General features: G+C 36.9%; 17 protein-coding genes and 1 pseudogene. 11 read left to right on the forward strand and 7 right to left on the reverse strand.

Annotated elements, in window-relative coordinates; all coding sequences use genetic code 11:
• Nucleotides 1-360 precede the first annotated feature (360 nt).
• The 3 genes and pseudogenes from DD649_RS03070 to DD649_RS03080 form a co-directional block, all read right to left on the reverse strand.
• Entirely contained in the window at nt 361-1,233 is an 873-nt protein-coding gene (locus DD649_RS03070; RefSeq protein WP_294103481.1) for a DmsC/YnfH family molybdoenzyme membrane anchor subunit, read from the reverse strand.
• Nucleotides 1,234-1,235: 2 nt separating this feature from the next.
• Nucleotides 1,236-1,859, reverse strand: a pseudogene (locus DD649_RS03075) (DMSO/selenate family reductase complex B subunit).
• The gene (locus DD649_RS03080) at nt 1,856-4,249 is read right to left on the reverse strand and encodes a DMSO/selenate family reductase complex A subunit (RefSeq protein WP_336429001.1); all 2,394 of its coding nucleotides are present in this window, start codon (nt 4,247-4,249) and stop codon (nt 1,856-1,858) included. Before DD649_RS03080 ends, DD649_RS03075 begins: the two are co-directional and overlap by 4 nt.
• Before the next feature lie 564 nt (nt 4,250-4,813).
• Between DD649_RS03080 and fadD the strand changes: the two genes are divergently transcribed.
• The 6 genes from fadD to DD649_RS03110 all read left to right on the forward strand — a co-directional run bounded on the left by fadD (nt 4,814) and on the right by DD649_RS03110 (nt 14,355).
• Nucleotides 4,814-6,502 carry a long-chain-fatty-acid--CoA ligase FadD gene (gene fadD / locus DD649_RS03085; protein WP_336429003.1) on the forward strand — a complete coding sequence of 563 codons (1,689 nt, stop codon included), beginning with the start codon at nt 4,814-4,816 and terminating at the stop codon, nt 6,500-6,502.
• A 104-nt stretch (nt 6,503-6,606) separates the two neighbouring features.
• The gene (gene rnd / locus DD649_RS03090) at nt 6,607-7,728 is read left to right on the forward strand and encodes a ribonuclease D (RefSeq protein WP_294103487.1); all 1,122 of its coding nucleotides are present in this window, start codon (nt 6,607-6,609) and stop codon (nt 7,726-7,728) included.
• 496 nt (nt 7,729-8,224) lie between these two features.
• On the forward strand, nt 8,225-8,971 hold the full coding sequence (locus DD649_RS03095) for a Slam-dependent surface lipoprotein (protein WP_294103489.1): 747 nt from the start codon (nt 8,225-8,227) through the stop codon (nt 8,969-8,971).
• A gap of 90 nt (nt 8,972-9,061) precedes the next feature.
• Nucleotides 9,062-10,468, forward strand: a complete 1,407-nt coding sequence (locus DD649_RS03100; protein WP_294103491.1) for a surface lipoprotein assembly modifier — start codon at nt 9,062-9,064, stop codon at nt 10,466-10,468.
• A 19-nt stretch (nt 10,469-10,487) separates the two neighbouring features.
• On the forward strand, nt 10,488-13,517 hold the full coding sequence (locus DD649_RS03105) for a TonB-dependent receptor (protein WP_294103493.1): 3,030 nt from the start codon (nt 10,488-10,490) through the stop codon (nt 13,515-13,517).
• A 64-nt stretch (nt 13,518-13,581) separates the two neighbouring features.
• A complete protein-coding gene (locus DD649_RS03110; protein ID WP_294103495.1) occupies nt 13,582-14,355 on the forward strand; it encodes an energy transducer TonB in 774 nt (257 codons plus the stop codon).
• 193 nt (nt 14,356-14,548) lie between these two features.
• Here the strand turns inward: DD649_RS03110 and minE are convergent, their stop codons facing one another.
• The 3 genes from minE to minC are packed head-to-tail and all read right to left on the reverse strand — an operon-like array spanning nt 14,549 to nt 16,389.
• The gene (minE, locus tag DD649_RS03115) at nt 14,549-14,824 is read right to left on the reverse strand and encodes a cell division topological specificity factor MinE (RefSeq protein WP_294103497.1); all 276 of its coding nucleotides are present in this window, start codon (nt 14,822-14,824) and stop codon (nt 14,549-14,551) included.
• A gap of 3 nt (nt 14,825-14,827) precedes the next feature.
• The gene (gene minD, locus DD649_RS03120) at nt 14,828-15,643 is read right to left on the reverse strand and encodes a septum site-determining protein MinD (protein WP_294103499.1); all 816 of its coding nucleotides are present in this window, start codon (nt 15,641-15,643) and stop codon (nt 14,828-14,830) included.
• A gap of 23 nt (nt 15,644-15,666) precedes the next feature.
• A complete protein-coding gene (gene minC, locus DD649_RS03125) occupies nt 15,667-16,389 on the reverse strand; it encodes a septum site-determining protein MinC (RefSeq protein WP_294103501.1) in 723 nt (240 codons plus the stop codon).
• 129 nt (nt 16,390-16,518) lie between these two features.
• Between minC and DD649_RS03130 the strand changes: the two genes are divergently transcribed.
• The 4 genes from DD649_RS03130 to DD649_RS03145 are packed head-to-tail and all read left to right on the forward strand — an operon-like array spanning nt 16,519 to nt 19,066.
• Nucleotides 16,519-16,788, forward strand: a complete 270-nt coding sequence (locus tag DD649_RS03130; RefSeq protein WP_294103877.1) for a YcgL domain-containing protein — start codon at nt 16,519-16,521, stop codon at nt 16,786-16,788.
• A gap of 48 nt (nt 16,789-16,836) precedes the next feature.
• Nucleotides 16,837-17,925, forward strand: coding sequence for a lytic murein transglycosylase (locus DD649_RS03135; RefSeq protein WP_294103503.1), 1,089 nt, complete (start codon nt 16,837-16,839; stop codon nt 17,923-17,925).
• A gap of 20 nt (nt 17,926-17,945) precedes the next feature.
• Nucleotides 17,946-18,602, forward strand: a complete 657-nt coding sequence (locus DD649_RS03140) for a fumarylacetoacetate hydrolase family protein (RefSeq protein ID WP_294103505.1) — start codon at nt 17,946-17,948, stop codon at nt 18,600-18,602.
• 20 nt (nt 18,603-18,622) lie between these two features.
• Complete coding sequence (locus DD649_RS03145) at nt 18,623-19,066, forward strand: YcgN family cysteine cluster protein (RefSeq protein WP_294103507.1); 444 nt, start codon at nt 18,623-18,625, stop codon at nt 19,064-19,066.
• A 288-nt stretch (nt 19,067-19,354) separates the two neighbouring features.
• Here DD649_RS03145 and DD649_RS03150 read toward each other — a convergent pair whose 3' ends face one another.
• The gene (locus DD649_RS03150) at nt 19,355-19,606 is read right to left on the reverse strand and encodes a hypothetical protein (protein ID WP_294103509.1); all 252 of its coding nucleotides are present in this window, start codon (nt 19,604-19,606) and stop codon (nt 19,355-19,357) included.
• Nucleotides 19,607-19,876: 270 nt separating this feature from the next.
• Here DD649_RS03150 and DD649_RS03155 point away from each other — a divergent pair, with 270 nt between their 5' ends.
• Nucleotides 19,877-20,227, forward strand: a complete 351-nt coding sequence (locus DD649_RS03155) for a hypothetical protein (RefSeq protein WP_294103511.1) — start codon at nt 19,877-19,879, stop codon at nt 20,225-20,227.
• Nucleotides 20,228-20,509: the final 282 nt, after the last annotated feature.

The raw sequence follows: 20,509 nt of genomic DNA on the forward strand, positions 1-20,509 counted from the left end.
CATATTATAAAATCAATTGATTATTTATAATGTGTTGGTCGTATGTTTAAGTTGTCATTTATTCCGCTAATGCTAAAGATGGTTGGCAAGTATACTAAAAAATATAATAGTTAATTTAGATTCTAATATCATTAAAAGCCTGGTTTAGACTAACCCTGCGTAATAGAAATTCATATGAAAGTCTATTTATATGTATTTTATATAATTGATTCCCTTGCCCCTTATTAACTAGACAGATGATTTAGTATGAGTTTGATAACATCATGTGTTAAATGAAAAAATACCCGATGAGCGATAACGGGTATTTTTATTAGGAGGTTGTTAATCTATATTAAAATCAAAATACATTATAAAGCCATATTAATTAACAATAAAAAAAGCGAAGCGATTTAGGATTTCACCTAAGAAAATCACTACACAGGCTAAAGTAATTATTGGAATACTCGTTTTGAATGGTGATACTTGTTTTTTCCAAATACTGAAACCCAAAAGCAAAATACCAATAATACCCCAAGACCATGCAGAAACTCTTAATAGAAAAGTACTTGCATAAGCGGTCGTAGGCGATTCAGGGAAGGTAATTGAATTACTAGAAATAACAGCATGAGACAGCCATTCTAAATAAAATGGCTGTACTGCCATACGTATAACAATAGCAATAAATACTAAGGAAAGGGCGCTTATTACCATTTTATTGGCTAATTCTAAACTCACTAATGTCTTGGTACGACAAGCAGTTAAGCCAAGTGTAATTGCAGCACCCGCCGTAAATACTGAACCAAAGAACATAAAATAGGTATTAGCATGCATCCAAGTCATCATCGACGTATTGAAATACAGTGACGCCATACAAAAAACATCAATTAATCCCAACAAACCTATAAAAGCGAGGATGCTTTTGTTCATTTTTCCTTTAATCAAAACAATTAAGGTATAAAGACACAAAGCGCCTAGATAAAGTGCAGCAAATACAATTTCACGACTTAGCCAAGATGAAGATATATGGCGCAAGGCATGAAATGCATTCCATGGATATCCCATATGCATTGTTGATGCTAACAAACCTAAACAACCGAGTATTGCACTGATGAGTAAAACTGGCTTCATAGCAGCAGTTGCTTTTTGATTACCAGTTTCTTTTTCAATCCAACAAAAATAAAGTGCGGTGAAAATAACAACACCCACAGAGCTTTGTACCAATAAGGTAAAGGCGACTAACGGCCATTCACTCATAACTAATTACCTCCTTTATCTATTGCACCCTTATGGGGTTTGATCACTAAGTTTGGTCGAGTGATTGCACTATCGGGCAATCCTTGAACTTGGCTTAAATGGCCATATTTTTCGCGTAGTTCTTTAATAGTGCCGAATTTAATGGCATTGAGAGGGCAAGTATCTACACAAATTGGATTTTTACCTTCTGCGAGTAAATCAACACAGAAATCACATTTAGACATTTGCCCAGTTTGCTCATTTAATTGCGGAGCGCCATAAGGGCACGACCATGAACAATATCCGCAACCGACACATTTACTGGTATCGACTCTTACAATGCCGTCGCCTTCTCGTTTGTGCATAGCAGTGGTTGGGCAATTTTTCACACAAATAGGGTCGTCACAGTGATTACATGAAATGGTCAAGGTGTATGAAAAAACATTATTTTCATAGCCACCTTGGCCATTAGGTGCAAAACCACCACCTTGAACCTCATAAATACGACGAAAACGTCGACCAACTTCGAGGTTATTTTTATCCTTACACGCAACTTGGCAAGCTTTACAGCCTGAACAACGGGATGAGTCGATAAAGAAGCCTAATTGCTCGTCACTTACTGAGGCATACTATTTGAAATCACTCATGCTTTGGTTACCTCAACTAAAACGGTTAAATGTGAATTACCATGAGCAAGAGGTGTCATTCGTGTTGATGTTAGCACGTTAGGGCAACCACCATGATCCACTCCATCTTTATCAGGATTCCACCAAGCACCAGCTTGCATACCCACAACGCCAGGAATAATACGTTCAGTGACTAATGCAGGAATTTGAGAAATACCTCGATCGTTAAAAATGCGGATCATTTCACCTGTTTTGATGTTGCGTTGCTGCGCATCTATTGGGTTTATCCATAGTTCTTGTCGTTGAACTTCTTGCAATATTGGGTTGGAATATTGAGTTGAATTAGCACGGTTTTTACCTTTCCACGTCAACATCTGTAGTGGATAGGTAGCTGTCAGCTTATCTTCCGGCCCTTCGATGGCTGGAACATAGTTAGATAATGCTGGAATATCGGGATTATTCATGTCATACAGACGCTTTGAAAAAATTTCAATTTTGCCTGATGGAGTTGGAAATGGATTTTTCTCAAGATCTTTAATATTGTCTTCAAATGCGACAAAACCAATATCTTTGAATAAATAGCGACGAGATTTTAGTAGCTCATCAAAGGTCGGAAAATCAGGTTTATCTGGGAATCGAGCTTTATTCATTCCAACAAGATATTCAATCCATTGTTTTTCAGTTCTATTTTCAGTAAAAGCTTCTTTTACACCAAGCTTTTCTGCTACATCGGTTATCCAGTCGTAATCAGAGCGACGTTCAAAATCAGGTTCAATCACTTTTTCAGACAAAATAAAGTAGCTACCAGTACCCCAAGTATCACCAATATTCCATCTTTCCATAAAGCTGGTTTCTGGCAATACCAAATCCGCATATTTTGCAGAAGGGGAAAGATATAAATCACTAGAGACAATAAACTCAACTTTTGACTCATCTGCTAATAATTTTGCTGCTGCGTTAACATCTGGGTTTTGGTTAACCAGATAATTACCCGCCAGTGAGAATATCATTTTGATATTGCTATCGAGTTTATCAACACCCAATAAACCATCTTCAGGGCGAACTTGGCTTGCATCTTCAACAGCCTGCATCCAGTTCATAATTGAAATTTGGGCTTTAACTGGATTTTCACCAATATCAGGGCCGTGCATCGATTGGCGATTACCAATACCACCATAGCCTGCGGCCCAAGCACCACGTTTACCTACATTACCTGTAATAGCCGCTAACAGTGTGGTTCCTCGGGCACTACGTTCACCACATATATGACGTTGTGGCCCCCAACCTTGAATCAGTGCCGCAGGTTTTGTCATCGCATATTCACGCGCTAATTGGCGAATAGTATTTGCGGGTACTTTAGTGATTTTTTCAGCCCATTCAGGCGTTTTCGTTATACCATCTTTTTGTCCCATTAAATAAGCGACTAATGACTCATTTGCGGGAACACCTTCAGGCATATGCAGCTCATCAAAACCAACCACATATTTGTCAATAAACGGTTTGTCATGCAGGTTTTCACTAACGATCACATACATCATTGAATCGAGTAGCGCATTATCGGTTGTCGGTAATAATGGGATCCACTGATCAGCTAATGATTGTGCGGTATCCGAATAGCGTGGGTCGACAACAATAAATTTAGTTCCCTTATTTTTCATTTTTTGAAAATAATGGTTGGTATGTCCAAACACAGTCTCATTAGGATTATGGCCCCAGAGGATCACTAATGGAGTGTTCTCTAAGGTATCAAGAGAGCTTCCTGTTTTGGCTAAGCCATAAGTAAAGGGAGTGACTTTGACAGTGTTGCCTAAGCTAACGGAGTGGTAGTAGGGTAGAAAACCACCAGTCAGATTGAATAATTTTTTCATCATGGTATCACCGGAGAAAATCCCACCAGTTACCGCGGTATTTACCGTTAAGAAACGGCTCGCTGCACCATGTTTTTCGGTTAAACGAGTAATGTTATCGGCAATTAATGTAGTCGCTTCATCCCATGATATCCGCTCAAATTTACCTTCACCACGTTTACCCACTCGTTTCATCGGGTATTTTAGACGTTCTGCATCATAAACAAATTTGCGATAGCCGCGACCGCGCACGCAGGCACGCATGATTGGCATAGTTTCATCCAAGGCAGCATCAGGCCGAGTAGTAATGCGTGTGACAATACCATCTTTGACATGTGCCCGAATATCACATTTGCCACCACAGTCAAATGTACTACAAGTGGATACAATTTCAGTGCCATCATTTAATACGTTGGCAATGGGGATATTAGCGGGTTGAGATTTAACATTGCTTGAAATAAACGGCAAGCTAACTAATGCCGCACTGGCTTGCACAAAATGACGTCGGCTTAGTGGTAGCCCTTTTTCATTGTACAAATTCTGTTTTATTATTTTAGTAGACATAGGATTCTCATTTAACGACCTTAACTAATGAAGATCATAGGGAGAGAGTGGATTATTCTTATTGATTAATATCAACACTACTTTAGTGGTATTTATTTGTATTGAATATATGAGTGAGAATGATTTTGTTTGCCACATTATCGTGTTAAATCAACTCTAGTTAGCATTTAGTTGCCTCGAAAGTTAAAAAAACGATTGCCATAGTTATTATATGGATATAAAAATGGGTTAAAAACAGTAGGATTGACTACTATGCAATCAATTTATATTGGTTAAGTGAATTATAACGCTAATTTGATTAAGTAATCAGGGATTACACTTTTTAAAATTAGGGCTGATACGTGTATAATTGTCCGAAAATATTTAGACTAACTTTTAATAAATGATATCTAACAAAAGTAAGGCGGTGTGATCCGCCTTATTTTATTTCGATGGAATGGTATTTATTTAGTGATAGACCTCTCAACCTTGACACAGGGTATTTTTCAAACTGGTACGCTGAGTTAATAATTTGTTAAAAGATATGTTGAGCATCTTAAGTTCACTAAATTCAGGAGCAATATTTTGGAAAAAATCTGGCTGAAAAATTATCCTGCTGATGTGCCGGAAGAAATCAATCCTGATCGCTTCGCTTCATTGGCTGAATTACTTGAAAATGCGGTTTCTCAGTATGCAGACCAGCCTGCGTTCATTAATATGGGCGCAGTAATGACATACCGTAAGCTAGAAGAGCGAAGCCGCGCATTTGCAGCTTACTTACAAAATGGATTAGGTCTTAAAAAAGGTGACCGCGTCGCACTGATGATGCCAAACTTATTACAATATCCAATAGCGCTGTTTGGCGTATTGCGTGCGGGAATGGTTGTGGTGAATGTTAATCCTCTATATACCCCAAGAGAATTAGAGCACCAGCTTAATGATAGTGGTGCAACGGCCATCGTCATTGTGTCTAATTTCGCCCATACGCTTGAAAAAATTGTTTTTAACACCAAAGTTAAGCACGTTATTTTAACTCGAATGGGTGACCAACTGTCACGTCCTAAAGCGACGATTGTTGATTTTATCGTCAAATATGTAAAACGATTAGTCCCTAAATATAATTTACCGGATGCTATCTCATTTCGTCGTGCTATGCATTTTGGCTATCGAATGCAATATATTAAGCCGAATATTACAGGGGGAGATTTAGCATTCCTACAATATACGGGTGGCACAACAGGCGTGGCAAAAGGGGCGATGCTAACGCATCGGAATATGCTTGCTAATCTGGAACAAGCAAGAGCCGCTTATGGCCCTGTGTTAAAATTTGGCGCTGAATATGTTGTTACAGCACTACCGCTTTATCACGTTTTTGCTCTCATGGTTAACTGTTTACTTTTCATTAGTGTGGGGGGCGTTAATCTGTTGATTACTAATCCTCGAGACGTGCCTGATACGGTTAAACAGTTAGCTAAATTTCCATTTACTTCAATAACTGGTGTGAATACATTATTTAATGCATGGTTGCATAATGAAGAGTTTCGTCAACTTAACTTTTCGAAACTCAGATTATCGGTGGGTGGTGGAATGCCGGTACAAAAGGCCGTTGCCCAAAAATGGAAAGAGTTGACTGGTAAGCATTTACTTGAAGGTTACGGGTTGACCGAATGTGCGCCATTAGTCACCGGAAATCCATATAATCTGACTGAATATAGTGGTAGTATCGGCATACCTGTTCCATCAACAGATGTTAAATTTCTTGATGATGATGGTCATGAAGTGGCTCTTGGGCAACCTGGAGAAATGTGGGTGAAAGGCCCGCAAGTCATGAAAGGCTATTGGAATCGTCCAGATTCTACTGCTGAAGCCATTGTTGACGGTTGGTTGGCGACTGGGGATATCGCTGAAATTGATGATGAAGGTTACATTCGCATTGTTGATCGTAAAAAAGATATGATTATTGTTTCAGGATTTAATGTTTACCCTAACGAAATAGAAGAAGTACTTTCTTCCCATCCTGATGTTATTGAGTGTGCTGCGATAGGTATACCAAGTGAAAGTACGGGAGAGGCGGTAAAAGTATTTATCGTCACCAAAAATAAAAATTTAACTGCTGATGAACTAAAAACGTTCAGTCGTCGTTCATTAACTGCTTATAAAGTGCCTAAAGTGTTTGAATTTCGTGAAGAGTTACCGAAATCCAATGTGGGTAAAATTTTACGCAAAGAATTGCGTGATGAAGAAAAATTGCAAAGAGACAAATCGCCAGTATGACTGTGATTTAACACCATACATTAGTATATGTAACGCCGGTTTTTACCGGCGTTACTGTGATGAAATTTTTGTTTTGATAAATATACAAAAAAGAGAAACTTGTTTTGAATTATCGTTTAGTCACCACAGATAGTGAATTAGTACAGGTATGCCAAGAGGCCAGTGATGCGCCTTGGCTAGCCTTGGATACCGAATTTGTTCGCACAAGAACCTTTTACCCTCAGTTGGGTTTACTACAGATGTATGATGGAAAACAGGTTTCATTGATTGATCCTTTATCAATAACTGATTTCAGTCCTTTCAAAGCGCTATTAACCAATAAAGAACAGCTCAAGTTTCTTCATGCGGGTAGTGAAGATCTTGAAGTCTTTTTTCATGATTTTGGTTGTGCACCGGATCCTATGATTGATACCCAAATTGTCGCTGCGTTTCTGGGTTATCCTATTTCATGTGGTTTTGCTTCTTTAGTCGCGGAACATATCGGCATTGAACTTGATAAAAGCGAATCTCGCACGGATTGGTTGGCTCGCCCATTAAGTGAAAAACAGTGTGATTATGCAACGGCTGATGTGCTGTATTTGTTGCCTTTAGCTGAAATATTGATGAAAAAAGTGACCGAAGCGGGTTATTTAGACGATGCATTAGATGAATGTCAAAGAGTAGTTGCTCGTCGTCAAAAAACAGTTGAACCAGAAAAAGCGTATTTAAATATTACCAATGCTTGGCAGCTGCGAAACGAACAGTTGGCCTGCCTACAATTACTCGCACAGTGGCGATTAGAACAAGCTAAAGCCCGTGATATGGCGATTAACTTTGTGGTCAAAGAAGAGCACTTATGGAAAGTAGCTCGTTTTCTACCAAGTTCGTTAGGTGAGTTGGATGCATTAGGTTTAACGGGACAGGAAATTCGTTGTCATGGTAAGCGTTTGCTAAGCTTGGTTGAGAAAGCGAAACAATTAGATGCAAGCGAGTATCCGGCTCCTGTTGCTAACATTATTGAACAAAGCCAATATAAAAGCCTATTCAAAGAGATAAAATCTGTAGTAAAAGATATTGCTGAGCATGAAAGTTTTAACGCTGAATTATTAGCTTCTAGGCGACAAATTAATCAATTACTTTCAGTTCATTGGGGATTAAAAGAAATGACAACCCCACCAGAGCTGTTAGATGGTTGGCGTGGTAAGTTGCTTGCTGAGCCTATTTCAGCATTACTCAAAAAAGCGTAGTGATAATAAGGCACAAAAAAATAAATTTTGTGCCTTATTGATTATCCTTTCATTATTTGCTGTTATTCATTTTTTTATTTATATAAATAACTCATATATTAATATTTCCATGTAAAACATAAATGACATAAATAGTGTCAACGGTATTTTATGGGTTAATTTAATTGCAAGGCAATTCTTTATTATAAACAGTCCTAAAAATAATAAAATAATATTAGTTAAGTTTAAGTAAACTAGTGATTAATAGTATTTAATAAAATAAGGTTAATAGTTAACGTGCTAAAAAGAAAGACTAAATTTTCATAGTTAATGAAATGATTTAAATTCTAATTATAAATTTCTTATTTGTAAATAAAAACCATTCTCATATACTGAGTTTCGTTGTTAACCGAATAGTTAATGAAAATTAGCTAACGGTTATTAACTAAAACACTATTCTTTATTAATTCATAAAGAAATAAACGGAAAATTGGTTTCAATATATAAGGATTTTATTATGAATAAATTATCTTTAATTACTTTAACTTTATCGTTAGTCGCAACCTCATCTTTTTCATTAGCAGAAACAGTGTCACAACAAAGTCAAAGTTATATTGATGAAGCAACAAATATCATTGTTGGTGAAACACAGTCAACAATGGGGCCCCATGGTGGTTCTATCGGTGATCCCGGTATTGGTTCTCGTAGCATGAAAAACGGAATGACAATTTCATTTTCAGGACTAAAAGGTATGGTTACCCATAAGCCTGATAATGTCTATGTATTAGAGAGTAGTGGCGGTCCGCATGGCGGCAGCATGGGTAAGTTCCAATTTAGCCAAGTGGCAGATGCAGAAGTGTATTATGGTGACTGGTCTCAAACCGGTGTAGCAGGCGATACTATGCATACTGCTTATTTCTCAGGCAAAGATGGCAGTACTGAGGTACCAACAAGTGGTCAAGCAACTTACACGATTGAAGGTATTAATCAATTTGATGGTGAAGCAAAGTTAATCGGCAAGTTTGACGCTGACTTTGGAGCTAAGGATTACACAGGCTCATTACTCGGTGAATCTTTAAATATTGCATTTAAGGGTGACATTCATGACGGAGGAACCTTCTCCGGTGACGCATTGGCTAATGATTCGATTAAGGGGGTGAACTCGGGTCAGTTCTTTGGTGATAATGCAGAGCAGTTAGCCGGTATTGCGACATTTGAAGATAACAACTCATTAGACACAGCATTTGGTGGTAGCAAAGACTAATTATAGCTTAATAAAATAATATCTATTAATGAGTAGGTGAAATGATATTTCACCTACTTTTTTATTACTATTAAAAAATAGTGGCTACCAATGAAAAATTTAAATAAATCATTAATTAATGTAATTTTTATTATTGTGTTAATTTCTTTTTCCTCGCTTATCAAAGGAGATATGTTATTAGATGAAAAAATGACTAGCATTTTAAACGCTAAGGGTAACGGAATTAATGAACAGCTAATCATTAATGAAAAAAATACAAATAAAAATATCGACGAACTTGGATTTATTCTTTATGATTTAGTTAGAAAGAAAAAGTTTGAAGAAATTGATAGTATTCTCGCCCAGTACATTCAAGATGAAAAACATGATGACAATTTAGTAACATATATATCGGCAGAAAAAGCCATAGTAAAACAAGATTATAATCAGGCGATTAAGTTATATGAGAAAATGTTAAACCAACAGCCTAATATAATTTTAATCGAATTGAAATTAGCGAATACTTACACTAAAGATAAGTTTTATGAACGATCATTAAAATCTTATATAGAAATTAAGAAAAAATATAAAAACAAGTTATTAAAAGAACATATAACTCTTATAGATAGCCAAATAATAACAATTAAAAAAATAAATTCATGGCAAGGTCGTATTAGAGTTGGTTCAAGTTATAATTCAAATTTAAACGAAGCAGAAGGTCAAAGTAAAAGTTATTGTCAGGTTTACTGTATGCAGGGGGCTGAGGTTATTGCTGGCACCAAATGGAATTATTATGCAGAGTTATCTAAACGGTTTCCGGTTTTGGGTAATCACTCTGCATATATGACCATGGGTGTATTAGGCGTTGAGCCAATGAAAGCGATATCAAAGCCTGAGATAAAAACTTTTATTTATGGTGGATATCAATTTGAAAAAGCAAATAGAAAAATACGCTTACTACCTGTAGTCGATACTAAATGGGTAGATAATCAATATCGAAATCACAGTTTAGGCGCTAAAGTTAGTAGTGAATATTATTTAAACGATAATGTGATATTTTTAGCTGATATAGAGCTGAAAAATAAGCAATACCATTCTGACTATAAATTCAATAATGGGATGAAAATTAATTATTCATTAACAGGTGCTTACATTATTAACCCCAATACGATGGTGTTTATTCGTGGTCATGGAATAAATAGAAATAAACAATCAGCTAGTGATAGTTATCAGCAATATGGTATGAAACTAGGACTATTAAAAATAACAGGGCCGTTAGAACTACTTAGTGCAATAGGTTATAAAAATACCCAATTTAAACAGTTTGATTATCATTTAGACACGAAAAGAAAAGATAATAACTGGTATATGAATACGGCTATTTCATTACCGAATAAAAAAATACTCACATTTCATCCGTCTATTTATTTTAATTATCAATTAAATAGTAGTACTGCTGATGTTATTTACTCTTTTAAGCAAAGTGAAATCGGAATCAACTTTATTAAGACTTTTTAGTTTTTATTTGGATTTAATCATGAAAGTTAAAACCGTGATGGCAATTAATATTGCTACAGGGCTATCTGTTTGTTGTGTTCCTATTATTAGTTGTGCTGCCGAACGGGAAAATATCGGTAAGATAACGGTGCAAGATAAAACAAAAACCATTAAACAGCGCGATCGTAAAGGTGCTGATGATCAATACGATAAAGACGAGTCAAATATCTATATTAGTAAAGAAGCCGTTGAGCGTTATAAAGGAACGAATCCCGCAGATGTGCTTACACAAGGTGTGGGTGTGTACAGTGGAGATGCACGTAATAGTGGAGCGTTAGATCCTAATGTACGGGGTATACAAGGGCAAGGAAGGGTGCCAGTTACTGTTGATGGTACGGAGCAAGCAATTACGGTCTGGCGTGGTTATAACGGAGCGAATAACCGCAACTATGTTGACCCAAATATGATAAGCAGTATTACAGTAATAAAAAGCCCCATGTTAGACCGCAATATTCGGACCTCAACGGGGGGAGGTGTCGCCGTTAAAACCATCACAATAGATGATGTGGTTGAACCTGAAGATAAATTTGGTATTGATATAAAACTAGAAACCAGTAGTAATTCAACTAAGCCAAAAATTAATCATCTAAATCATGGGGTGGATTACCGCGATGATGCTGAACTTATGGAAAGCTTTCATAATAAACCCAATGCTACGCGGATTTATTTTCAGGATGAACAAGTATTAGTTGAGCCAAATTCGAGAGGAAATACGAGTTTATTTAACTTAAAAGATAATGCCGCTCGTTTTGCTATTGGGACACGTCAAGACGTATTTGATTTTATGATGGCTTATAGCTACCGTAACCAAGGTAACTATTTTGCAGGCAAGCGAGGTGCAGATCAATTTAGAGGTGAAATTGTAACTTATGATTATTCAACGCCTAACAAAGGGATGGACCCCTACATGCCGTTTGTGGCCAATATATATGCACCGAATAAAGAAGTTGCTAATACTTCTAATGAAATGAAAAGTTTACTTAGCAAATTAAATATCAAGCTAACGGATACTCAGAAATTATCACTTGGCTATATTCATACCCAAAGCCAATATGGTGAAATTATGCCTTCTCAAATTAGATATCATGATTTGGTAGGAAAAATTCCGCAATGGCCGTTGGCTAATTTAACATTGGAAACATTATATGCAAATTATGCATTTAAGCATGAATCTAACCCTCTGATTGATTTACAGCTAGGTTATTGGTTGACTAAAACAGACCTAAATTCAAATACGGCAGGTGGTCAGCCAAGAGAACCTATGCAGAGGGATTGGGGATTTGATTATGATAAAGATAAACCTAGAGATCCTAAAGTCAATGGCACGCTAGTTGATGGAATTAAATTAAATCAGTTGGATGAACGCCAAGGTATTTCAGTCTCTAATAAATTTAAATTAAATTCTGATTTTGATGTAACCATTATGGGGAATTTTATTAAAGAAACCATTGGTAGTCGTGACGATATATTTAATTCTGATTCTACACCTATTTCTGGCTTATTCAGAGCAATGCCTCGAGAAGGGGAGCGTCATGAATATAATGGCGCAATTAAGCTTGATTGGCGTCCCACAGAATGGTTAAGTTTAAATGCGGGTATGCAATATATAAATTATTGGTCTAGGGATAAATTACATGAACGGCGAATAGAAGCTAAAGATGCTAATTTTGCGCCTTATTCACGTCGATATGCACGTAATTATAGAATATCCCGTACATTGACAGCAGATGAAGCACAAAAAGTTATGCAATATGTAGACGAAGTTGGTCTAAGTTTTAATGAATATAAACCGAGTAGTCATTATAAAAATAAACAATTAAAATATAAAGAACGGCACGTCTTTGTTCAAGAAGCATTATCCTTACCTAAGAACGCTATACTGGAAGCCAGTTATCGACGTCATAATAGTAAACCACATGAATTTAGAATCGTTGAGAATAAATTTATTCAATGGAAATTAGATAATAACAATCGATTAATGCGGGATCAAAACCCTTTCTATAATGGTGAAGTTGATCTCGATGCTGAAGTCATTGATCCAATTACTGGCTTATTTTCTAAAAAATTTCGCCTAGCTGATGCGTTGAATAATAGATGGGATGAAATTAAATATACAAATGAAGAAAAATTTAAAAAACCAGAAAGAAAAGAAGACTCCGCGTGGGCCCCTTCATTTGGTGCATCCGTTTATTTAACGGATAATGATAGAGTCTTTGCACGTTATTTAGAAACCGTTAGAATGCCGAGTATTTTTGAAAATACAGTTGGTTTTTCGGGGTCGGGAAATATCAATTATGTGCCACCGAAATTTGCACCTGAACGGAGCCATACTATTGAAATTGGTTATGTGCGTAATTTACAAGAATTATTAGATGCTGAAAATCATGCAGATATTCGACTCAATTATTATAATACTGTAATTACTAATGCATTTGAAAGAGACATGGATTTAGTTTTTACTCAGGTTGATAAACACAAAACAGCAGGATTAGAATTATTAGCACGTTATGATAACGGACGGATATTTGGTGACGTTGGTGTGGATTATCGTTTAAAGAACGAAGTATGTGATGAAGCATCACTCATGAGGCTAGACCCATATAATAAATATGATACTCCTGAGTGTGTTGAGGCAGGCTTCCCTGGCGGTTATTTACGTACACAATTACAGCCAAAATATAGTGTACATGCCAATATTGGTGTGCGCTTTTTTGAGGAAAGCCTAGAAATAGGTAGCCGTATGCGTTACCACAGTAAAGCTGAAAATAAAGATGAAGCCGCAATGATGGGTAAATATCCCTATCAATATGCACCGTTAAATAACACGCCAATGAATTGGAATTCAATATTTATAGCGGATGCATATGCGAGCTATCAAGTTAATAAAGATATGCTAATTGAATTATTAGCGACTAATCTTTTAGATGAGTATTATTTAGATCCTTTAACTCGTAGCATGATGCCCGCACCGGGCAGATCTATACGTTTTAGCGTAACCAGCCGTTTCTAAAATAAAGCCCTTCGTTGTGCTATCGAATATATTAAACAGCGAAGGGTTTAATTGAGATCTAAAAATGATTAATCGACGTTTTAATTATACTTTTACCGCCTCTTTGCTATTACATGGTGGTTTTATTTATTATTGTCTTATGTCTTATAGCACTTTATCGTCACAAATTTACACACCGATTAACGCAACTGTTATTTCAATTGCATTAACTCATGCAGTGATTGAAAAACAAGTTAGTACGGTGGCTATCCCAGAAAGTAATGGAGGGGGATTAATTAGTGTTACTGCTCAAGTGGAAAATGCAGCCATCAAAGTTAATAAACAAAAAAGTGAAACTCATAATGAAAACAAAGTATCCAAAGTGACTAAAAAAAATATCAGCAAAAAAAACATGGATGAACCGATAAAAGATAGAGTGATACAAAAAGAGGATAAGCCCAAAAGTGAGCGAAGCGACGATGAAAAACAAAGTTCTAAGGATGGTGAGAATAGTGCTCAATCGCAGGCAGTTGGAACGCAAGGTTCACAAAATTCAGTTGCATTAGGCGATGATATAGATAGCTTGCATCAATTATATCTTGATAAGCTTAGGCAAGAAATTGAAAGACATAAAATATACCCAAGAAAAGCGAGAAATATGCATATTGAGGGTAAAGTAAAGGCTAACTTTGAATTAACCGCGCAAGGTGAATTAACTCGTATTTTGGTAGCTAAATCGTCAAATAACAGTCAATTAGACAACGCTGCTTTAGAGGCTATGCGAAAAAGTCGTTCAGTGGGTGTGCCACCTGCAGATCTTAATAGATTAATTACACTAGAAATTGAATTCACGCTTTAGTTGTACAAAAATAAAATCGGCTTTTGGGATAATACATATCGTTGATTAAGGCAAGGATCACCGTCCAATTGTGCCGATTGAATAGCGCTAGTTGAGATAAAATAGATAAAATAAAAAGCAAGCCGCCAGCATTAATGCACTTAGCTAGGTTAATACTATTAAATTAATAACAGCGGCTTTCTTTGCGGTTTTCTTATTCGGTCGTTTTAATGTCATCGCCTTCAGGAAGGGTGACGTTTAACTCAAGAACAGAAATATCATCGCCTTTTTGTTCAAATTGAACGGATAGCATTCCTGGGTCAACTTGAACATATTTACAGATAACCTGCAGAATATCTCGTTTCATATCCGCAAGATAAGCCGGTTCGCTATTACCACGACGACGCTCTGCAACAATGATTTGTAATCGCTCTTTTGCGATATTCGCTGTCGGTTTTTTTCTCGACAGAAAGAAATCCAATAAAGCCATTATTTACCCCCCAAACAGGCGTTTTAAGAAGCCTTTTTTCTCTTCTTCAATGAATCGGATAGGGCGATCTTCACCTAAAATACGTGCAACACAATCGCTATATGCTTGGCCTGCATCGGATTCTGTATCTAAAATAACGGGTTCACCTTGGTTTGATGAACGTAGTACAGATTGGTCTTCTGGAATGACACCAATAAGTGGAATACACAAAATTTCCAGAACATCTTCCATACTGAGCATATCACCGCGAGTTACCCGACCAGGGTTATAGCGGGTTAATAACAAATGCTCTTTAATTGGGTCTTCGCCCCTTTCTGCACGGCGTGATTTAGAGGCAAGAATACCTAAAATACGGTCAGAGTCACGGACTGAAGAAACTTCAGGATTGGTAGTAATAATTGCTTCATCAGCAAAATAAAGGGCCATTAAAGCACCACTTTCAATCCCTGCGGGTGAATCACAAACGATGAAATCAAACTCTAGTTTATCGCCTAACTCATCAAGTATTTTTTCAACACCATCACGAGTTAGTGCATCTTTATCGCGAGTTTGTGAAGCAGGAAGAATGTATAAATTTTCTGTCCGTTTATCTTTGATCAATGCTTGGTTTAAGGTTGCATCGCCTTGGATGACATTAACGAAGTCATACACTACTCGGCGCTCGCAGCCCATGATGAGGTCAAGATTACGTAGACCGATATCAAAATCGATAACGACGGTTTTCTTTCCACTTTGTGCCAGCCCAGTAGCTATGGCCGCGCTTGAAGTGGTTTTACCAACACCACCTTTACCAGAAGTAACAACGATTATGCGTGCCATGAATAATTCCTTGTAAATAAGGTCTAATTTAAGTATTCAATATTAAGTTTGTTATCAACTAAACGAAGTTTTGCTGCTTTGGAGAGAAATTCTGTTGGAATTTGATCGCTCAGCCAGTATTCACCTGCAATAGAAACTAATTCTGCTTGCAAATGCGTACAGTAAATCTGACTTTCAATATCACCAGAAGCACCGGCTAATGCTCGGCCTCTCATTACGCCATATATATGAATATTACCATCTGCTAATAATTCTGCACCCGCACTAATATTACTGGTGACGATGAGATCACTATTTGGTGCATAAATGCGTTGGCCTGAACGTACTGGAGTATTAATAATGCGAGTTTTACGATACCCGGCTTCTGTTTGCACTGGTACTGTTGATATTTCAGGTTTTGGGTTTACAACGTCTAATTGAATTTCAGCTGTTTTTTTACTTTTCCCTTCACTCAGTACTGGCAAGCCTGCATCATTAACTTTTTTTCTCAACAAAGGGTCAGTACAGCCACTCACACCTACAATTCTTAAACCTGCCGATGCAATTGCTTTATGAATGCTATATAAATCCGCATTTGGCGTCAGTTCTGCAATATTAATGACAACGGGGGCATTTTTTAGGAAGTCAGGCGCTTGGCTGACTTTATCTAGCAATGCTTTTTTGATGAGTTTAGGTTCTTCACTATATAAGTGAAGAACTGAGAGAGTAAAACTACTGCCTTTAAGTTCTATTGGCGATTGTGGCATCTATCTAGACTCAGCAAATTAAAATTTCCGAAGCAATCCTCGGGTGAAGATATTCTGTAAAACAATAGCATGTTATAGTTACTGTATTCTTCAAGCAAGCTAATGAACCAAGAAAAAGAGTTAAATATAATGATTTGTGCAATTTATAGAAGCCCTAACCGCTCCCAAACATATCTTTATGTTGAAAAAAAAGATGATTTTTCCCGCGTGCCCGAAGAACTATTAAAACAATTTGGCAGGCCTCAATTCGCTATGGTGATTTCTCTTGATAAGCGAGAAAAGCTAGCCAATGCAGACGTTGCGCGTGTTAAAGCTGATCTATCAGCTGTCGGTTATTATTTGCAATTTCCACCTCCAGTCGAGGATTTGCTTTCTGAATATAGAGAAACAAACGGCTAAAGCAAATTAAGATAATCCTTAAAAGTTAATACTGTCTGGAGGGTGAAAATGAAACCTACATTATTATATACATTAGTCGCTGGTGTGCTTTTAGCAAGTTGCACAGCACGACAGCCAACAAATACGACAACCCAAACGATTAGTGTTGAGCAAGAGGCGGCAATTGCAAAAGAGGTTGTCGCCTTAGATAAAGCTTTTCCTATTGAGCAGCGTGAGCCTTCTCAATTTCCAGCCTATGTTGAATTATTGAAACAACATGCTGAGGCTCAGGGAATTAAGGCTGCGACCATCGATCGCGGATTTGCCAATATTCACTTTATTGAGCGAGTAGTGAAAGCCGATAAAGGACAGCCTGAAAAGAGGGCTACCGTTACCTTAGCGAGCTACCTAAAAAATGTGTTACCTAATTCACGGATTAATGCAGGCGCTGACAAGTATTTCGAAAATCAATTAATACTTGATACAGTTAGCCAGCGCTATGGTGTTCCACCACAGTTTATTGTTTCTCTATGGGGACTAGAAAGCGGATTTGGTCGTTCTCAGGGGAAAGAAGATGTTATTTCAGCATTGGCAACGCTATCGTTTGAAGGTCGCCGCGAAGCACTTTTTAGTAAACAACTATTAGCTGCTCTCGAGATTATGGATAAGGGTTATATTCCAGAGAACCAACAGCTTAAAGGATCATGGGCTGGTGCAATGGGGCAAAGCCAATTTATGCCAACCTCCTATTTGTCTTATGCGGCAGATGGTGATGGTGATGGCAAAATGGATATATGGAATAATAAAGCGGATGTTTTTGCTTCTATTGCTAATTATTTATCTACAGAAGGCTGGCAATCTGCATTACCTTGGGGTTATCAAGTTAGTTTACCCGCTGATTTTAATCGAAGCCTAGAAGGTGTTAAATCAGAGCAAGGAAAAACAGTGAGTCAGTGGGAGCAACTGGGCGTTAAATTACCTGCGTTCGCGCAGTTGTCTCCAGATGTAAAAACATGGATTGTTATTCCTGATGACCCAGAGGGGCGAACGTTTTTAGTTACTGAGAATTTCCGGACTATTATGCACTGGAACCGTTCATACTATTTTGCATTGAGCGTATGCATGATGGCTGATGGCATCGCTAATAAAATACAATAACGATAAGAGGAGTTACCATTATGTATCAACATCGCGACTGGCAGGGTGCTTTACTTGATTTTCCAGCAAATAAGGTTGTTTGCGTTGGTAGTAACTACGCAAAACACATTAAAGAAATGGGTTCTGCACATCCTGAAGAACCTGTTATTTTCATTAAGCCGGAAACGGCATTATGTGATATCAATCAATCGATTGTTATTCCAAAAGATTTAGGTGCCGTGCACCACGAAGTTGAACTCGCAATATTAATTGGTATGCCATTAAAAAATGCGGATGAGGATAGGGTTTCTCGTTCAATTGCCGGATATGCGGTTGCGTTAGATTTAACGCTTAGAGACTTACAAGCTAAATTTAAGCAAGCAGGACAGCCGTGGGAAAAAAGCAAAGCATTTGATGGCTCTTGCCCTATATCGGGTTTTATTCCTGTTAGCGCTTCAAGCGACCTGCAAAATGTACAGCTTTCATTAGAAATCAATGGGGAGGTTCGCCAGTCTGGTACAACGCGTGATATGATCACACCGATTTTACCCCTTATTAGCTATATGTCCCGCTTCTTCACGTTACGTGCAGGGGATGTCATTTTGACAGGGACACCAGAAGGTGTCGGTCCATTGATTTCTGGCGATATGTTAAAGCTATCAATTAATGATAACTCGTTGACCACTAGAGTTATTTAAGTAAAGGATTAATAAGTATTATGTCTCAGGCGTTCTGGCAGATTAAAACATTAGATGAAATGACTGATGGTGAATGGGAATCACTTTGTGACGGTTGTGGGCAATGTTGCCTGCATAAACTCATAGATGAAGATACCGACGAAATTTATTTCACTAATGTTGCGTGTAATCTGTTGAATCTAAAAACCTGTCAGTGTAAGCATTATGAAAACCGTTTCGATTATGAGGAAGATTGCATCAAGTTAAATCGTCATAACCTAGAAACTTTTGAATGGCTGCCAAATACTTGTGCTTATCGTCTTTTATTAGAGGGTAAGCAACTTCCTGCTTGGCATCCACTTAAAACGGGCTCAAAGATAGCAATGCATAATGAAGGTATTTCTGTTCGTCACATTGCCGTAAAAGAAACTGATGTGGTTGATTGGGAAGATCATATTATGAATAAGCCGACGGGTAGGGGTTAATATCCTGATTTACTGGCTAAATTACATTAGGTTAATATGATTTAAGCATGGACGGGTATGTTGTTAAAGCTTTGGGCATAATAGCGTAATTTGATTGTCATTTTTATCTTGTATAAATGCGATAATCACTTGTGTTGACATATGCCTCGTCTGTGCCCTGTGCCGCTATTAAACTCCAGCGCTAAAAGTCCAATAAGTGAATATATGTGGTGGCTCATATACTTTACTAAGAGAATATTCATTAATTCTGTTTTTACCATTCACATTAGGTTTACTTTCATATTGTTTTTATTTAAAAACCATACCTATAATACCAACGATACCTAACAGAACATCTGAACCTGTAAGTGCATATATGTTCTTAATTTCCTCGCCGCGAATATCTGCAAAACGTTTAAATGCCTTTTTCGTTGACGTTGCTCTTACTTCTTCAAACTGCTTTTTATATCCAGCAGCAATGAGTTTTTGAATATTTTGCTCATTTGATTTTTCTATAGCGATAATCTTTTCTGACTTCACAAAAAAACAATAATTATTCATATAGAGTCCTATAAGGCGTGCTAATTTGCGGATATTAGGTTTTTTATTTTTTGGATAAGTCGCTTAAGACCAATAAACTATCAATACAACTAACATTGAATGATAATCATTGTCAAATCAAAGAAAGTACTAATTCATTGTAGATTATGCATTACATAACTTTTTTGTTTATGTCATTACTAAATTCCAATCTATCATTGAGGGGTTTTTATTGTTTAACTGATTGTAATAGCCTATTATTTTATGACATCAAACTAAATATTGTAGATCATGAAAAAAATATTATTAGGCGCATCCTTCTTGTTATGTACTTTTGGCGTACTTGCCGAGAAAAATTATACTGTTGAGCAATTGCATGAAATGATTGCCGCTAAACATTATCCTGAAATCAAAGAGTACAAAGTTTCTGGTAGCGGTGATATGCCAGATATAGATGCGTGTAAGCAAAGATTAGAAGAAAGAAGTGGTGATTTCGCACAGTATCCTAGAACTGTCGAGCAAGATACTGTAAACGTTAAATATGAAATTACCACTTGGATGCTGAATAAAGCGCAGAAAGTTATTTGTGAAATGAAAGATGGAAAAGCTGAGGTTGTACAACTCGATGCTGAATATAAGTAATCTCTCAATATACATTTTGTTTTTAATTTAATGAAAACACAGTACTTAAGGGCTGGTTTCTGTTCAACACAGGAGCCAGCCTTTTTATTTTGGTTGTCTAATTTATATTGTTAAATAACAATATGTTATATCTGTAATGTATTGGCTCAAGGTATTTTAAAACACTCCTCTATTAACCTGATTACGAAATTACTATCTCTATTGATTTAGTTTAATCGGCAGCGAATCCATTTTCCATCTATAAACTATTACTACTAATAAAAATATGTTGCAGAACACTTA

It is taken from the genome of Providencia sp., assembly GCF_003533305.1.
Classification (GTDB): Bacteria; Pseudomonadota; Gammaproteobacteria; order Enterobacterales; family Enterobacteriaceae; genus Providencia.

What these genes read in the sequence shown, in the direction of transcription:
- DD649_RS03070 (WP_294103481.1), bottom strand. Translation starts at nt 1,233, where the DNA reads ATGAGTGAATGGCCGTTAGTCGCCTTTACCTTATTGGTACAAAGCTCT.
- DD649_RS03080 (WP_336429001.1), bottom strand. Translation starts at nt 4,249, where the DNA reads ATGTCTACTAAAATAATAAAACAGAATTTGTACAATGAAAAAGGGCTA.
- DD649_RS03095 (WP_294103489.1), top strand. Translation starts at nt 8,225, where the DNA reads ATGAATAAATTATCTTTAATTACTTTAACTTTATCGTTAGTCGCAACC.
- DD649_RS03100 (WP_294103491.1), top strand. Translation starts at nt 9,062, where the DNA reads ATGAAAAATTTAAATAAATCATTAATTAATGTAATTTTTATTATTGTG.
- DD649_RS03105 (WP_294103493.1), top strand. Translation starts at nt 10,488, where the DNA reads ATGAAAGTTAAAACCGTGATGGCAATTAATATTGCTACAGGGCTATCT.
- DD649_RS03110 (WP_294103495.1), top strand. Translation starts at nt 13,582, where the DNA reads ATGATTAATCGACGTTTTAATTATACTTTTACCGCCTCTTTGCTATTA.
- minE (WP_294103497.1), bottom strand. Translation starts at nt 14,824, where the DNA reads ATGGCTTTATTGGATTTCTTTCTGTCGAGAAAAAAACCGACAGCGAAT.
- minD (WP_294103499.1), bottom strand. Translation starts at nt 15,643, where the DNA reads ATGGCACGCATAATCGTTGTTACTTCTGGTAAAGGTGGTGTTGGTAAA.
- minC (WP_294103501.1), bottom strand. Translation starts at nt 16,389, where the DNA reads ATGCCACAATCGCCAATAGAACTTAAAGGCAGTAGTTTTACTCTCTCA.
- DD649_RS03130 (WP_294103877.1), top strand. Translation starts at nt 16,519, where the DNA reads ATGATTTGTGCAATTTATAGAAGCCCTAACCGCTCCCAAACATATCTT.
- DD649_RS03135 (WP_294103503.1), top strand. Translation starts at nt 16,837, where the DNA reads ATGAAACCTACATTATTATATACATTAGTCGCTGGTGTGCTTTTAGCA.
- DD649_RS03140 (WP_294103505.1), top strand. Translation starts at nt 17,946, where the DNA reads ATGTATCAACATCGCGACTGGCAGGGTGCTTTACTTGATTTTCCAGCA.
- DD649_RS03145 (WP_294103507.1), top strand. Translation starts at nt 18,623, where the DNA reads ATGTCTCAGGCGTTCTGGCAGATTAAAACATTAGATGAAATGACTGAT.
- DD649_RS03150 (WP_294103509.1), bottom strand. Translation starts at nt 19,606, where the DNA reads ATGAATAATTATTGTTTTTTTGTGAAGTCAGAAAAGATTATCGCTATA.
- DD649_RS03155 (WP_294103511.1), top strand. Translation starts at nt 19,877, where the DNA reads ATGAAAAAAATATTATTAGGCGCATCCTTCTTGTTATGTACTTTTGGC.